This window comes from Acinetobacter sp. ANC_7503 (assembly GCF_056780035.1).
Genome location: NZ_JBWYJA010000011.1, coordinates 49,791 through 65,738 on the forward strand (window position 1 = coordinate 49,791; position 15,948 = coordinate 65,738).

Below are 15,948 nucleotides of genomic sequence, written 5' to 3' on the forward strand. Positions count from 1 at the left end.
CTATCATTTTTATTAAGCTTACGCACACTATTCAAATCTCTCTATATTTCAATACATTATTATTAAATATTGTCTTTTTATTCAACAATTTCAGTCGATTGCTCTGATCATATAAGCCTTGGAGTTACATTCAGATCACGATGCAGCAGGCGAATAATTCTGTCATTTCACCTGCATTGCCTATTTGTCATTTATTTTTCAAAAAGCTGATCAACACTCCATTGACCTGCACCATGCAATACGAGGAAGACTAGACCACCCGCCATAGCAAAGTTTTTCATGAAATGTATCGAATCTTCAGGCGTACCATGAAAAATAAATGCGGTAACTAAACTGAAACCAGCTAAAGCTGCTGCGAATAATCGTGCTTGCACCCCAAACAACAGTGCTAAGCCTCCACCCAGTTCAACCAAAATGGTTATTGGCAATAATGTACCTGGCACACCCATCGCTTCCATATATCCAACTGTCGCGCTATAACCTGCGAGTTTGCCCCATCCCGCCACAATAAAGATATATGCTAAAAGGACACGTGCGACGAGGGTTAAAGTTGCATGCACTGTGGGTTGAGCAACAATTTTTTGAATCACTTGATTTGGATTAAACATTGGGCTGACCTATCTATGTTTTGTTTTTGGTAATGACTCTAGATTAGTAGCTTTTATTTTTAGGATATATAATCAATATAAAGAATCAGCGTTGCATAATCAGAACAATCATTCACCTATAATTTAAATCAATTGACTACTGACATCAGCGCCGTTGGCTGTTAGCATTTGAACACATTTTTGCTCAGTTCACCCCTCATGGATTTAATCGATTTTATTCTGCATGTAGATGATCATCTACTTGAATTTATTACCAATTATGGCATTTGGATTTACGGAATTTTATTCCTGATTATTTTCGTAGAAACGGGCTTAGTGGTCATGCCTTTTCTACCCGGGGACAGTTTACTGTTTGCAGCAGGTGCTTTAGCAGCCTCAACAGGTGTAATGGATCCGTGGCTTTTGGGCGTGTTGTTATTCACGGCAGCAGTATTGGGTGATACCTTAAATTATCATATTGGAAAATATATCGGACCACGTGTTTTTGAGATTGAATCTCGATTTATCAATAAAAAACATTTGGTTTATACGCAAAAATTCTTCGAAAAACACGGCGGTAAAACCATTATTTTTGCGCGTTTTGTCCCATTCGCGCGTACATTTGCACCCTTCGTCGCTGGTGCAGGAAGCATGAACTACAAATACTTCATTACTTACAATGTCGTTGGTGCTTTCTTGTGGATTTCTTCGTTTATCACCTTGGGTTACTTGTTCGGTAATATGCCGATCGTGAAAGACAATTTCACCCATTTAATTTTCGGAATCATTATTCTAAGCGTATTGCCGGGGATCATTGGCTTTATTCGCCACAAGTTTTTCCCAAAGAAAAATCCCGAAATGATGTAATCATCTTAGACGTCAAAAAAAGCAGATTCCCCACCAAGAATCTGCTTTTTTTATCACTACAAAATATTGAATGGCTTAGAAAAATCCAATAATGACAGGTAACATACTGAGCATAAGTAACATGGCAGAACCTTTGTATAAGCGATCTGCGCTGACCACCGTCTGATTCCCTGCCAAGACTTTACGACCAAAATACATCCAAAATAAAGCACATGGAATTAAACATAAGGTGAATACACCCAAAACTAAAAAATAGTTTTGAAAAGAATCCCAAGTCCATGCTGGAAAAATACCAACTGCAAACAAAATAGATTTTGGATTTTTCAGAGTCGATTTAAAAAGATGACTGCGACTCATTCGAATGTTTTTTTGGCTCAATTGCTTAAGGTGTGAAGCTTTCCATAAATGAAAAGCCATCCAAATCACATAAACTGCACTCACCAAATGTAAGATATGAATCAGCATTGGCCAAATTGGTAGGGTTAAATGCACCAACAGTGCCCAAATGCTAATGCCGTAGATATAACCCAGTAATTCAAGAGGTACGAAATAGAATGCTTTTAATACGCTATGGTGATGTGCTGCGCTAGCCAATAATGCATTGGTTGGACCGGGAATAAGTAATACCGCGAACACTGCAAAAATATAAAGCCAACTTTCTACCATAGATTAAAATCAGAGATTTAGAGGAGGCACACCTTAAACGAAAAACGAATTTAAAGACAAGTTTTTAAAGTGAAGGAATGATGAATGTCGCGTCTATTTTCAGTTAATAATTTTATAAAATATTGATTTTAATAAATTTACATTGAAACATTTTGCTAAAAAAAAGCTGCTCAAGCTCAGTTTGAACAGCCCTTTTAAATTACTGAGCTTGCTGTTGACGCTTAGGAACATAAGGACAATTTTTAAATGTTGCCGCTTGTGAGATCGCATCTTGCTCACCATATAATCGCGACAATTCAGTATTTTTGGTATTCGATGACTGTCCCATATTGACGGAAACTGAAGGACCAAAGCCCCAACCGCCACGGCCCCAGCCACCACCAACACCTAGACCAACGCCAACACCTGTACGTTTAGGCGGTTGTACACCATTATTGATATACTGCTGAATACGATTGAATTCAGCACCAAGTTGTACACAGTTCAATGCTTGATATTGCGTCGGAGAAACATAACTCGGTTTTACCGTCGTCGCACAAGCAGTCATCAATACAGCAACCGAACCGACTGCACTAAGTTGCATGACCATTTTCATCGCGCGTGAGTTCATACTCTTCTCAAATCTTATTTATTCTCGATTTCATTGAACAATGATTGGTAGGCCTGCGTCAATTTATGATCTGTATTTAAATAGATTAACGGCATATTTTTATGATGAGACTCTTTCATCAATACCGACGGTGGCAACATCGCATTGAGCACAGGTAGTTGTTCATCTCTGAGCTGCTGTACCACTTCACGAGGAAGTTTTGCTTGCGCTTGAAACTGGTTAACAATGATACCTTCAATTTCCAATCGATCATTATGATCATCTTGGGTTTCTATAATGTTTTCGATCAACGTGTTTAATGCCCGCTTAGAAAAGACATCACAATCGAATGGAATCAACACTCGGTCTGCTGCAATTAATGCCGACAAAGTAAAAAAATTAAATGCAGGCGGTGTATCGATATAGATCCGATCATAAGTCCCTGCTAGATGCTGAATCGCGTCACGTAGCTTATAGATTTTATGTTTGGATTCGAGGCTATGCTCTAAAGCACCAAGCGAGGGACTTGCAGGCAAAACATCGAGAGATGGGAATGGTGACTGATGTATATAGGCTTCTAAGCCTTTATTTTTATTTTTGAGTAAATTTCCAATGGCTTGACCAATCAAACCTTTGCTGGACTGATTCGCCAATACATCTTCGAAAAAATTTTCAATATTGGGTTCTAGTGCAGGTTTGTCGGCATTATAAGTCGCATCATCCCCCAATAGATACTGACTAGAATTGGCCTGAGGATCGAGGTCAATGACAAGCGTCTTAAAACCCTGATGTGCACTCAGTGCAGCCAAGTTTACTGTAATACTGGATTTACCAACGCCACCTTTTTGATTAAACACCACACGTGTACGCATCATTCCCTCTAGGCTCAATTCATTCTATGAATCAAGTTTAACCTAGAGGGGTGAGAGCCTAAGCGATTGTGTCTAACAATTAACCGAAAGTTGGCTTAATCATCACAATGCCGATAATGGCCATAAATGCGACACAACTAATCAATACCCCCGCACGACGTTGAATTAACAGTACAGACGCATCTTGGCGATATGCTTTAATTAATGAAGATAACATCACGATCACCAAGACCACTTTGGCATAGAACCAAGGTTGAACTTGAAAATTATTCAAAAACAATAAAATCAAGCCTGTCCCAATGACCAAAGTAAATGCCAAATGTTGAAGCGCAACATAAGCCTTACGTCCTTTCGGATTGGGTTGTTGATTTTCGACGCCAAAATATAAAGTTGTCGCACGTGCTAATACAGCAATGATCAACAAGAGCAAACTCGACATATGCACGATTTTAATGACTAAGTGTGTATCCATTGCAGCCACTCTCCTACTTTTAAAATTTAAGCTTTCGGTGCATGTGCACATTCAGGACTATTTGGCGCTTGACCAGTCCATTCAGTTGGCACATAAGCATGAATTGCCAAAGCATGAATCTTTCCTGGACTCAATAAGTCACCCGCCAGCGCATATACTTTTTGATGGCGTTGAACTAAACGTAAGCCTTGAAACACTTCACTCACAACAGTGACTTTAAAATGCGATTCTTTACCAGGGAAATAGCCACCATGACCTGATGACTCATTCACCACTTCTAAGTGCACAGGAGACAATTGCTGTAAACGCTCAATTAATTGTTGCTCTAAAGTCATGCTTAAATTCCACTCGCATTCATTGGTTGCCAGCAGTATACCGTGAAGTTATAGAATAAAAAGTAAATAAACCACACCGCCATTGGAGAGTTGCGCTTTAATCTTGAGCTTAAGACCTATCAAAAATTAAGCGAAATACATTGAAATGCTTTAATTTTATTCAATCACACAATATTTTTTTATAAAGTTGTTGACCCTGATTTTTCATGCTGTATTATACACGGCATGCGGGAATAGCTCAGTTGGTAGAGCATAACCTTGCCAAGGTTGGGGTCGGGAGTTCGAGTCTCCTTTCCCGCTCAAAATTTTTTCATTCAGTTTTTTCACTTAAAAAATTGATAGACTCCGCGGGAATAGCTCAGTTGGTAGAGCATAACCTTGCCAAGGTTGGGGTCGGGAGTTCGAGTCTCCTTTCCCGCTCCAGATTCAAAAAAGCCCTGATCAATATCAGGGCTTTTTTATTATTAAATTTTTGTAAATTCAATTTTTTACATCCAATAAAGTTTCACTACATTTTTTCCAAAAAAATTCATTCACTTATGAGCGCTGCTTGATTTACAACCAACAATAAGCATCATAACGTAAATTAATTTACTGAATTTAAATGTAATTTTTCATCTCAACCCATGCCGTACTTAGATCAAAATCGCTATAATTTTCGTATTCAATTTGCTCAATAGATTAGAACCTTAACATGGAAAAATTAACCTGTTTCAAAGCCTATGATATCCGCGGAAAATTGGGCACAGAACTCAATGAAGATATCGCATACCGTGTTGGACGTGCTTATGGCGAAATTTATCAACCTCAAAAAGTGGTAGTCGGTTGCGATGTTCGCTTAACCAGTGAAGCACTTAAACAAGCTACCATCAATGGCCTGAATGATGCAGGTGTTGATGTTTTAGATTTAGGCATGACTGGGACTGAGGAAGTTTATTTCGGTGCATTCAATCTTGATGTGCAAGGCGGGATCGAAATAACAGCCAGCCATAACCCGATGGACTATAACGGCATGAAGCTTGTACGTGAAAATGCTCGTCCGATTGGTGCAGACTCGGGTTTAAAAGATATCCAACTTCTTGCTGAAAAAAATCAGTTCAAAGCAGTCGAAATTAAAGGCACAACTCAGCATTATAATATCTTGCCTGAATTTATTGATCATTTGATGACCTATATTGACCCTGCTAAAATCAAACCACTAAAACTCGTAGTCAATGCGGGTAATGGTGCAGCAGGTCATGTGATCGATGCGATCGAAGAGAAATTTAAAACCTTGAATATTCCAGTCGAATTTATCAAAATTCATCATGAAGCGGATGGCAACTTCCCAAATGGTATTCCCAACCCTATCTTAGTTGAAAACCGTGCAAGCACCTCCGATGCTGTACTTCAACATCATGCTGACATGGGCATCGCTTGGGATGGTGACTTTGATCGTTGTTTCCTTTTTGATGAAAAAGGTCAATTTATTGAAGGGTATTACATCGTCGGTCTCTTGGCACAAGCCTTTTTACTGAAACAAAAAGGTGAAAAAATTGTGCATGATCCGCGCTTGGTGTGGAATACCTTCGATATCGTTGAACAATATCAAGGCGAAGCTGTGCAATCGAAATCAGGCCACTCTTTCATTAAAGATAAAATGCGTGAACACAATGCAGTGTATGGCGGTGAAATGTCAGCACACCACTACTTCCGTGATTTTGCCTATTGTGACAGTGGCATGATTCCATGGTTATTAGCAATCTCAGTTGTCTCTGAAACAGCAAAACCACTCTCTGCTCTAGTTGAGGAAATGATTGAAAAATTCCCATGTTCTGGCGAGATTAACTTTAAAGTTGCGGATACAAAAGAAACCATTCAGAAAATCTTTAATCATTTCGCAAATCAAAATCCAGCCATTGATGAAACGGATGGCGTCAGTTTGGATTTTGGTGCATGGCGTTTAAACGTTCGTGCATCGAATACTGAGCCTTTACTCCGTTTAAATATTGAAAGCCGTAAAGACAAAAATCCAAAGCCGATGCAAGCTTATATCGATGAGCTCACTCAACTCATTCAGGCTTAAAACCGCATAAAAAATGGAGCGTTGTAACGCTCCATTTTTTTATTCACGATAGCCATTTGGATTTTGTTTTTGCCAATTCCAACTATCTGCCAACATATCTTCCAAATTCAATTTTGGCGTCCAACCCAATTCAGCAACTGCACGCGCATTATCTGCAAATGATGTTGCGACATCCCCTGCACGACGCGGTGAAAATTCGAAAGGTATCTCAATACCATTGACTTTCTCAAAGGTATTTTTAATTTCTAGCACCGAACAGCCATTGCCTGTCCCAATATTCCAAGCGCGACAACCTTGTGCATTTAAACGATTTTCCAGTGCGCATAAATGGGCATTGGCCAAATCCACCACATGGATATAATCACGTACCCCCGTGCCATCAACTGTGTCGTAATCATTACCAAAAATCGACAATTTTTCACGACGACCCACAGCCACTTGGGTCACATAAGGCATTAAGTTGTTTGGAATCCCCTGAGGATCTTCACCAATTTGACCACTTTTGTGCGCACCAACAGGGTTAAAGTAACGCAGTAATGCAATTGACCAACGTACATCGGCTTGTGCAAGTTTTTGCAATAACTGTTCAACAATCAGCTTGGTATAGCCATAGTTATTGCTTGGCATCCCTGTCGGCATCTCTTCATTCAGTGGCGATACATTGGCTTCATCATAAACGGTTGCAGACGAGCTAAATACCAAATTAAAGACTTGGGCACGCTCCATCGCTTTAACTAAGCTAATCGAACCTGCAATGTTATTTTCAAAGTATTTCAGCGGGATTTGCTGACTTTCACCTACTGCTTTTAAGCCTGCGAAATGAATCACAGCATCAATCTGATGATCTTGAAAAATTTGATCCAAAATGGCTTGATCGAGAATATCACCTTCGACAAAGTCTAAAGATTTTGCAGTGAGTTGCTGTACTCGATTTAAGGATTCTTTTGAGCTATTGGATAAATTATCCAGTACGACAACTTCATGTCCTGCATCAAGGAGTTCCACACAGGTATGCGAACCGATATAACCTGCACCACCCGTCACTAAAACTTTAGACATTGTCTTTTCCCATTAATATCTGAATTAAACCTTGTGTCGACGCATCAAGCTTGGATAAATCTGTTTGTTCGCCACTTAAAATTGGCAACAGTTGATTGGCAATCTCTTTGCCTTTTTCAACGCCCCACTGATCAAATGGGTTGATATTCCAAAGCACCGATTGTACAAAGACTTTGTGCTCATACATCGCGATCAGCATGCCCAAACTATAGGGATTCAATTCTTGCATTAAAATGGTGGTACTCGGTTGATTGCCTGTATATTGTTTATATTCAGGTAAATCTGCAACTTCATGTTGATCCAATGCCTGATTACCAAATGCCAATAAACGTGATTGTGCTAAACAATTTGATAATGCCAAATGATGTTGTTCGATTAAAGCATCTGCATTGTCGATATAGGTAAATTGTTGCCCGTTATAACGTTTGACCGGTGCAATAAAATCACAACTGACGGACTGCGTACCTTGATGCAATAGCTGATAAAAAGCATGCTGTGCATTGGGTCCTACTTCCCCCCACACAATCGGACATGTATCTAAATCTACTTTCTTGCCATCGCGTTGAATCGACTTACCATTCGATTCCATTTCTAATTGCTGCAGATAAGAGGCAAAATATTTCAAACGGCCGTCATAAGGCAATACCGCATGGGTTTGAATATCTAGAAAATTCGTGTTCCAAGCACCCAGTAAACCCATCAGTACAGGAATATTTTTAGCAAAAGGGGCTGTTTGGAAATGCTGATCTATGGCATAAGCACCAGCTAGTAACTGTTTAAAGCCATCCACACCGACCGTTAAAGCAATCGGCAAACCAATACATGACCACAATGAATAACGACCGCCGACCCATTCCCAAAGGAGCAGTTGATTTTCAGGTGCAAGTCCCCAAGCGGTCATTTTTTCAGGTTTGGTTGACACCCCAATAAAATGGTGTTTTAAAATTTTCGCTTCCTGACCTAAAGCTTTTTCCAACCATAGACGCACGGTTTGTGCATTGGATAAGGTATCAATCGTCCCAAACGATTTCGATGAAATAATAAAAAGTGTCGTTTCAGGACGGAGCTTATGTAATAAATCTGAGAGCTGACTACCATCCATCGTGGATACAAAATGCACATTGAGTGGTTTTGCCGTGGAAGTTTTAAAATCAGACAGTGCATGACTAACCATAAGTGGCCCTAAGTCTGATCCACCTACACCAATGTTGACCACATCCTGAATTACTTCACCGGTGGCACCGCGGTATTGACCTGCATGAATTTTATTGACCAAGGCATACATCCGATCAAGCTGTGCATGCACTTGTTTGGCCAATTCAGGATGCGACTGATCATGCTTCGGTAAACGCAGTGCCCAATGCATGGCTGCTCGGTTTTCTGTATAGTTGATCTGTTCTGTGGAGAATAAACGTTTGATCCAAGGCGTGAGCTCTTGTGCATTTGCCCATGCGACCAAACGACTTAAAACCTCTGCATGAATACGATGTTTACTAAAATCAAATACTATCGGTGAAACAGCCACTGAAAATTTTTCAAAGCGTGTGGCATCTTTGGCAAATAACTCAGTTAGATGTAATTGCGCAAATTCAGCTTTCAATGTGTTTAATTGTTGTATGGCTGTCGCACTACTTTCAACAGCATAAGGCTTTGCATGACTGATCATTAGCGACCTACCCCCATATAAGCAAATCCTTGCGCTTTCACATAACTTGGATCATAAATATTTCGCCCGTCCAGAATCAGTGGATGAGACATAGTTTTTAATAATTCTGGATAATCCGGACTCCAATATTGCTTCCACGCAGTCAGCAAACACAGCGCATGCGCATCTTTGACTGCATCATATTGGTCTGTGCAATAGATTAAATCGGTACGATGCCCGTAGACTTTTTCAATTTCAGGCAAAGCTTGAGGATCATGCAACTTTACCTTGAGCCCTTGCGCCCAAAGTGCTTTTAACATGGCATGAATCGGAGATTGCTGAATACGCGCAGTATTTTCTTTAAATGCAGCACCCCAAATCGCAACAGTTTTACCGTTTAAATCACCATGATAATAATTCCATAATTTACGGAATAAAATTTCTTTTTGTTGTTCGTTAATATCCCAAACTTGTGCCAATAGTTTGCTCTTTGCACCCGCACCTGACACCGTTTGAGTCAGTGTCAAAATATCATGTGAAAAGTTTTCCCCACCAAAACCTGCACCTGGATATAAATAAGATGAACCGATACGACTATCCGCTGCCATCCCTTGACGCACTTGCTCAATATCAATCCCCAATTTCTCAGCAACCACAGCCAAATCATTAATATAACTAATGCGTGTCGCTAACATGCCCGAAATACTCAGCTTGGTAAATTCTGCATCCAATACAGGCATAAATAGATATTGCTGTGTCCGTGGGAATAATGGTCTAAGTAGCTCTTTAATTTTGCTTTGTGCACGTTCAGAAGAAGTGCCTACGATCAGTTGCTTGGTCCGTATCAAACTTGGTAAAGCATTGCCTTCTTGGATGATGTCAGGCAAATATACCCAATCATCTTCTGATAAAATTTGTGCAAATTTTTCAGTACCATGCAGTCCTAAAGTAGATGCATTCATCATCAGTTTAGGATGGATGATGGTTCGATGCTTTAATTCTTTTAAAATCTCAATCGCTTCAGTTTCTTCCGTTGGACTAAAACTAAAGAAATAAGCATCAATATCTAAAGGAATATGGGAAAAGTTGCAGTATTTTAAAAAACCATTAGCTTTCTGTTGCTCAAGCAAACGCTTAACCGCTTCATCTTGGGTATAAGCTTGCTCCGATGTTGTTTTTTTTAAAACATCACACCAAAAGACCTGATGACCACTTTCAGCCATTAACCCTGCAAAAACACCTGCATACAGCGTCTGTCCAAATACTGCAACTTTCATATCTGTCTCTTTTTTATAATTTTAGATCTTTAATCAGCGCTTTAAATTCCTCACCTAATTTTGGATGATCTACTCCATAATGCAGCACAGCTTTTAAATAACCTAACTTGCTACCACAGTCAAAAGTTTGACCTTTCATACGATAGGCTTCAACTGTATCGGTTTGTTGTAACATCCCGATAGCATCAGTTAATTGGATTTCATTGCCCGCACCTTTTGGTGTTTGCTCAAGCAATTGCATGATTTTTGCAGGCAAAATATAACGACCCACCACAGACAAATTTGATGGTGCAGTACCAATCGCTGGTTTTTCTACAATACCTTGCATTTGGATGCTTTGACCTTCCGCAGGTGTAGATGCAACATCGACAATCCCATATTGATCGACCATATGATCAGGCACAGCTTCAACCATAATTTGAGATGTTTTGGTTTCATCAAAGCGTTGAATCATCAAACTTAAATCATTCGTTTCTGATGAATCTTTCACAAGTACATCAGGTAAAAGTACAGCAAAATCATCTTCACCCACGACAGCTTTTGCACAAAGTACTGCATGCCCTAAACCCAAAGGTTGTGGCTGACGTACACTAATCACACTGACATGAGATGGTAAGATTTGAGTAATTTCTTTAAGTAAATCATATTTTTTCTTAGATTCTAAAGTAGTTTCTAACTCAAAATTACGATCAAAATAATTTTCAATAGATGCTTTGGAAGAATGCGTCACTAAAATAATTTGTTCAATCCCAGCCGCTACCGCTTCTTTCACCACATATTCAATTGCAGGACGGTCAACGACAGTGACCATTTCTTTAGGAATAGACTTACTCGCAGGTAAAAAACGGGTACCTAAGCCTGCCACTGGGAGAATTGCTTTTTTGATCATGATAACTTTCACTGAGATGATGTAATAAATTAAGGATTTTTTGAGTTAGCTTCTTGAGAAGATCCTGAAAAACGTTCTGCACCTACTGTTTGATCAGGCGCATTAATACCCTCTTTATTGAGCATAACCTTTACAGTCTTTAACATAATTTTAAAATCTAGCAAAATGCTCTGCTGCTCCACATATTGTACATCTAGCGCAAATTTTTCTTCCCAAGATAAATTATTACGCCCGCTGACTTGTGCTAAACCTGTCATACCTGGTTTAACCTCATGTCGGCGCATTTGTTCAGGTGTATAATGATCTAAGAATTCTTTCATTTGTGGTCGTGGACCTACAATACTCATATCACCATTCAATACATTAATAAGTTGCGGCATTTCATCTAAACTAGTAGCACGTAATTTTTGACCAAATGGTGTAATGCGTTTTTCATCAGGTAAAGGATTTCCATTCTTGTCAAAAGCATCTTTCATTGAACGAAATTTAATCATTTTAAATATTTTGGCATCTTTACCTGGTCTTTCTTGAAGAAAGAAAATCGGAGAACCTAAATTCTGACGAACCTTGTAAGCAACGATTAAAAAGATAGGAGATAGAATAATTAATGCTATTAAAGCGATCACAATATCGACTAAACGTTTCATTTTATGTATCTCCCTTATTTAATCCTTAATCTAAAAATCAAATTACCTTATTCACTAAATATTAAGTAATTTAGCAATATTTTTAAATTTAGATCTTATAATACCTCTTAAAGCATAATGACTAAAATAATAAATGCTAGATATAAGATTTAATTTTTCAATTTCACGATAAAGCTTCCAGTTAAATTGTGCTGCTTTCCACTTGTTTGCAGAAATAGAATCTGATCGTACTGTATAACTTGCAAGGTCTTCAGGTAAACAGTACGCATAATCTACCTGCTTTAAAATTTTTAACCATAGAGCAAAATCTTGGCGTTTCCGTATTAGAGGAAAGTAAACTTTGCCTATTTTTTTTGTATCATACATTGCTGTTAAGCAACCAATAACACAAGTTTTCAAAAGATTATAATAATTAACTTTTATGGGAAAGCTTAGATCGCCAATTTTTTTTCCATTCTCATCTACCTGATGATAATGGGTAAATGTAAAATTATAATCATTTTTAAGCATAAAGTTAATTTGTTTTTCTAATTTTTCAGGGTGCCATGTATCATCACTATCTAAAAATGCAATAAAACGGCCATTTGCAGCTTCAATACCTATATTACGTGCTACGGCAGCACCAGAATTTTCTTCTAGTTTTATTAATTTTATCCGCGGATCTATCTGAACAAAATTATTAATAATCAAACAAGAATCATCAGTTGAACAATCATCAACAATAATTAGTTCCCAATTTTTATAGGATTGTTTAGTAATAGATTGAATAGTATTAAAAATATACTTTGATGAATTATAGGATGGAGTAATAATAGACACTAAAAATTGATTCATTATTAATCTCCTTTATAGATCATAAGCAACTGCTCAGATGAATTAATAACATTGAAATTTGTTTGTTGTAAAATTTTGTTATATTTCGGTCGATCATTCAATAAAACAGGTTGTGTAGCAATAATAGCATCAACCCAAGTCTGAACATTTAGGTCTAAATAAACTATTAAATCTGTTACATTTGTTTCTTGAGGGATATTAATAGATGCAAAACATTTGACACCTAAGGCTTGAGCTTCAATTAAACCGATACCTAAACCTTCAAATAAAGAAGGAAATAAAAAATAATCAAAAATATTTAATAATTTTTCAACGTCATTTCTTTGTCCTAAAAAGAGTACTTTTCCTTCTAGGCCATAGTCTTTCACTTTTGTTTCAATATTATGCCGAAGCTCTCCATCTCCAACAAGAATAAGATAATATCTGTCGTTCAATAAACATAATTTTCGAAATACTTCAACAATAAAGACATGATTCTTAATTGAAATAAATGCTCCCACATGACCTATGATAATTTTATCATTCAGATTTAAATTTGATTTAAAATCCATTCTTTCCTGCTCTGAAAACCTATATTTTTCCAAATCTATTCCATTTAATAGGATATCGAAACTATCTTGCCTTTTGAATTTAGCCAATCCAGCATTTTGACTGCAAGCTAATCTATTTGTAGAAAAAAAAATTAACAAATTATTTACAAACTTATTTAGCAATGAATTAAAATATTTTCGAGAAAACTTATCACTATGACTATGTAAAACCCTATTTTTAATTTTAAAAATTCTTGCAAAAATTAAATCAAACAAGCCAATATTAGGATTATGTACATGCACTACGTCTATATTTTTACAATTTTTTTTATAGAACATGTATAAGAAAATCATATAAGATAAAAAATTTCTAAAATTTGGCAATATAACAACTTCCCCACCATTCCTTTCTATTTCTGCAACAATATCTTTGTTTAAATTATCTTTCATTACCATATAAACAAAACAAACTTCTTTACCGAGTGGCTTATTGAAATTAAAAACCATGTTAAACACTCCACCTTGAAGTGTCCCACCTAATGCATGAACTACTTTAATCACGATATTTACTCTTTTTAAAAAACAACAAAAATAGAATTATAAAATAATAAATATTTGCAACACCCTTAAAGTTCAATACAAAAAAAAGTAGAATAAAAATCAAACATATTAATTTATTATTCTTAAAAATCCCTGATGATAAAATAAAATAAATATTGCTTAAAATATAAAAAAATAAACCCAGCATCCCAACTGAAAATATTATACGCATAAAACCAACATCAGTTCCCATATAATAGCTTCCAGTTCCTGTAATAGACCTATAATAAACATCCCCGAATATCCATGTTTTCAAATTATTTGGATATATCTCAAACATAGATTTTAAAGTGTCTAATGAGCGAGCAGCTTGAGAATTTTCTGGGTCATAAAAAATAGAAAAACCAAAATCCTTCAATACTAAAAATTTTTCATTATTAACCATATAACTATATAATGGGAATATTAATATTAACATCAATATTAAAAATGATGATGATTTAAAGACCAATTTCAGATCTTTTATAAAGAAGATACTACTCAAAAGTATACCAACAATTGTTGTTCGAGATGAAAACATCCCAAAAACAGCAACACCCAAATATAATAAAATATTTAAATAGCGATAATTTTTATTTCTGGAAATTTGAAATGCCAATAAAACTAATGTTAAACAGTTGAGCACACCAGAACCAAAGAAAGCTTTACCAACCCCAATCATCCTAGCATCATTAAAGTTTTCTAATCTAGACCACTCTAAATTATCAATAACAAATACAGAAAATATTAGATTAAAAAAAACAGGATTAATAAAAGCAATAAAAGATATAACTAATTGAAAAAATACAACTCCACCTACAAAGCTTATCATTGTATCAGTATTTATTTTACTAAAACCTACATATAAGCAGTAACTAGATAATAGGTAAATTAAATTTAAAACAAAAATTTCTTTTATATAACTAAAATCCCAATACCCATTAACTATACAACTAATAGCCCATGACAATGGTATAAATGCTAAAATTAATAAATTCTTTGCATAAAAAAGGTTAATTTTATTCTTCTTTATTAAATCAATTAATAAAAAAGCACCCCCCATGAAACCAATAACAAGAATTAAATTTTTTGGGAAAAAACCTACTTCTAGATTAAAAAGATAGATAAATAAATAAATAAATAAATAAATATTAATCACTTTTTTTTCCAATCAATGCTTTTGTAAGCATTTTAAAAAATAATGATAAATTACCTAAACTTTTAAAGTTTATAAATTTAAGAAAATATACAGATAATGATAAATCAAGTTCACAATAATTGGTCATATGAGTCTTTAAATGTTTTTTCTGTACATTATTAAGAGAATGCTTATGTACGAAATACTCAAAAGAACGTAATACTCTGTCTCCCTTTTTATTTGAGATTCTTTCATGAGGATGACTCATGTCCACAACATATAAATCTTTTTTAATTCTTTTTCCTGGACCTAAACTCAAAATACGGTACCAAAACTCTAAGTCCTGCCACACTTGCATTTGAGGATCAAAACCACCTAACTTTCTCATATATTCAGTTTTGGTGAAAATTTGATTACCAATATAATTTGCCTTGAGTAAATGTTCAGAATTTACAATATTTTTCATTGCAAATCGCTTATTTGATCTCATGCTATCTTTTTTTAAAATATTAAAGCTGAATAAACAAGAATATTGATTATCCCAATTTTTTACAAAGAGCTCTATTCTATCTTTTAAAAAATAATCATCATCATCTAATCCTGTAATAAATTCCCCATTTGCAATGTCAATTGCAATATTTCGACTTACACACGCACCACTATTTTTTTCTTTCAAGGAATATCTAACACGTTCATCATCTCTAGAAATTTGCTCTAAATACTCATGGGTACCATCAGTCGAACAATCATCTACAATGATGATTTCTAAATTTTGATATGTTTGATTTTGCACAGACTTAATAGCTCTTTGTAAAAGCTCAATACGATTATAAGTTGGTATATAGACTGTAACTAGTGGTTCAATATTAGCTTTCATTTCAATGTTTTGACCTAGAC

General features: G+C 36.2%; 17 protein-coding genes and 2 tRNA genes. 4 read left to right on the top strand and 15 right to left on the bottom strand.

Annotated features, from left to right (window positions below; translation table 11 throughout):
* Nucleotides 1-191: 191 nt before the first annotated feature.
* Nucleotides 192-608: a DoxX family protein gene (locus AC1M9M_RS11960; RefSeq protein ID WP_481596438.1), complete on the bottom strand. Its 417-nt coding sequence runs from the start codon at nt 606-608 to the stop codon at nt 192-194.
* A gap of 198 nt (nt 609-806) precedes the next feature.
* Between AC1M9M_RS11960 and AC1M9M_RS11965 the strand changes: the two genes are divergently transcribed.
* Nucleotides 807-1,454 carry a DedA family protein gene (locus AC1M9M_RS11965; RefSeq protein ID WP_481596439.1) on the top strand — a complete coding sequence of 216 codons (648 nt, stop codon included), beginning with the start codon at nt 807-809 and terminating at the stop codon, nt 1,452-1,454.
* 75 nt (nt 1,455-1,529) lie between these two features.
* Here AC1M9M_RS11965 and AC1M9M_RS11970 read toward each other — a convergent pair whose 3' ends face one another.
* The 5 genes from AC1M9M_RS11970 to AC1M9M_RS11990 form a co-directional block, all read right to left on the bottom strand.
* Nucleotides 1,530-2,120: a LysE family translocator gene (locus AC1M9M_RS11970; protein WP_481596440.1), complete on the bottom strand. Its 591-nt coding sequence runs from the start codon at nt 2,118-2,120 to the stop codon at nt 1,530-1,532.
* Between the two features lie 199 nt (nt 2,121-2,319).
* Nucleotides 2,320-2,709, bottom strand: coding sequence for a hypothetical protein (locus AC1M9M_RS11975; protein WP_481590714.1), 390 nt, complete (start codon nt 2,707-2,709; stop codon nt 2,320-2,322).
* 35 nt (nt 2,710-2,744) lie between these two features.
* Nucleotides 2,745-3,581, bottom strand: coding sequence for a ParA family protein (locus AC1M9M_RS11980; protein ID WP_481590713.1), 837 nt, complete (start codon nt 3,579-3,581; stop codon nt 2,745-2,747).
* 79 nt (nt 3,582-3,660) lie between these two features.
* The gene (locus AC1M9M_RS11985) at nt 3,661-4,053 is read right to left on the bottom strand and encodes a SirB2 family protein (protein WP_180028969.1); all 393 of its coding nucleotides are present in this window, start codon (nt 4,051-4,053) and stop codon (nt 3,661-3,663) included.
* Nucleotides 4,054-4,079: 26 nt separating this feature from the next.
* Nucleotides 4,080-4,388, bottom strand: a complete 309-nt coding sequence (locus AC1M9M_RS11990) for a BolA family protein (protein WP_481590688.1) — start codon at nt 4,386-4,388, stop codon at nt 4,080-4,082.
* 227 nt (nt 4,389-4,615) lie between these two features.
* On the opposite strand from AC1M9M_RS11990, the gene AC1M9M_RS11995 reads away from it, so the two are divergent.
* The 3 genes from AC1M9M_RS11995 (at nt 4,616) to AC1M9M_RS12005 (ending at nt 6,453) form a co-directional block, all read left to right on the top strand.
* Nucleotides 4,616-4,688 (top strand) — tRNA-Gly (locus tag AC1M9M_RS11995).
* 47 nt (nt 4,689-4,735) lie between these two features.
* Nucleotides 4,736-4,811: transfer RNA gene (locus AC1M9M_RS12000), tRNA-Gly, on the top strand.
* A 271-nt stretch (nt 4,812-5,082) separates the two neighbouring features.
* Nucleotides 5,083-6,453, top strand: coding sequence for a phosphohexomutase domain-containing protein (locus AC1M9M_RS12005; protein ID WP_481596441.1), 1,371 nt, complete (start codon nt 5,083-5,085; stop codon nt 6,451-6,453).
* Nucleotides 6,454-6,492: 39 nt separating this feature from the next.
* Here the strand turns inward: AC1M9M_RS12005 and galE are convergent, their stop codons facing one another.
* The 9 genes from galE to AC1M9M_RS12050 are packed head-to-tail and all read right to left on the bottom strand — an operon-like array spanning nt 6,493 to nt 15,928.
* The gene (galE, locus tag AC1M9M_RS12010; RefSeq protein WP_481596442.1) at nt 6,493-7,512 is read right to left on the bottom strand and encodes a UDP-glucose 4-epimerase GalE; all 1,020 of its coding nucleotides are present in this window, start codon (nt 7,510-7,512) and stop codon (nt 6,493-6,495) included.
* Nucleotides 7,505-9,178 carry a glucose-6-phosphate isomerase gene (gene pgi / locus AC1M9M_RS12015; RefSeq protein ID WP_481596443.1) on the bottom strand — a complete coding sequence of 558 codons (1,674 nt, stop codon included), beginning with the start codon at nt 9,176-9,178 and terminating at the stop codon, nt 7,505-7,507. The genes galE and pgi overlap by 8 nt, the downstream gene beginning before the upstream one ends.
* The gene (locus tag AC1M9M_RS12020; RefSeq protein WP_481596444.1) at nt 9,178-10,434 is read right to left on the bottom strand and encodes a nucleotide sugar dehydrogenase; all 1,257 of its coding nucleotides are present in this window, start codon (nt 10,432-10,434) and stop codon (nt 9,178-9,180) included. The genes pgi and AC1M9M_RS12020 overlap by 1 nt, the downstream gene beginning before the upstream one ends.
* A 13-nt stretch (nt 10,435-10,447) precedes the next feature.
* Entirely contained in the window at nt 10,448-11,323 is an 876-nt protein-coding gene (galU, locus tag AC1M9M_RS12025) for a UTP--glucose-1-phosphate uridylyltransferase GalU (RefSeq protein ID WP_481596445.1), read from the bottom strand.
* Between the two features lie 29 nt (nt 11,324-11,352).
* Nucleotides 11,353-11,970 (bottom strand): sugar transferase, encoded by a 618-nt coding sequence (locus AC1M9M_RS12030; RefSeq protein ID WP_481596446.1) that lies wholly within the window; start codon nt 11,968-11,970, stop codon nt 11,353-11,355.
* 54 nt (nt 11,971-12,024) lie between these two features.
* On the bottom strand, nt 12,025-12,804 hold the full coding sequence (locus AC1M9M_RS12035; protein ID WP_481596447.1) for a glycosyltransferase family 2 protein: 780 nt from the start codon (nt 12,802-12,804) through the stop codon (nt 12,025-12,027).
* 2 nt (nt 12,805-12,806) lie between these two features.
* On the bottom strand, nt 12,807-13,895 hold the full coding sequence (locus tag AC1M9M_RS12040; protein WP_481596448.1) for a glycosyltransferase: 1,089 nt from the start codon (nt 13,893-13,895) through the stop codon (nt 12,807-12,809).
* Nucleotides 13,888-15,072: a hypothetical protein gene (locus AC1M9M_RS12045; RefSeq protein ID WP_481596449.1), complete on the bottom strand. Its 1,185-nt coding sequence runs from the start codon at nt 15,070-15,072 to the stop codon at nt 13,888-13,890. Before AC1M9M_RS12045 ends, AC1M9M_RS12040 begins: the two co-directional genes overlap by 8 nt.
* Nucleotides 15,065-15,928 carry a glycosyltransferase family 2 protein gene (locus AC1M9M_RS12050; protein WP_481596450.1) on the bottom strand — a complete coding sequence of 288 codons (864 nt, stop codon included), beginning with the start codon at nt 15,926-15,928 and terminating at the stop codon, nt 15,065-15,067. Before AC1M9M_RS12050 ends, AC1M9M_RS12045 begins: the two co-directional genes overlap by 8 nt.
* Nucleotides 15,929-15,948: the final 20 nt, after the last annotated feature.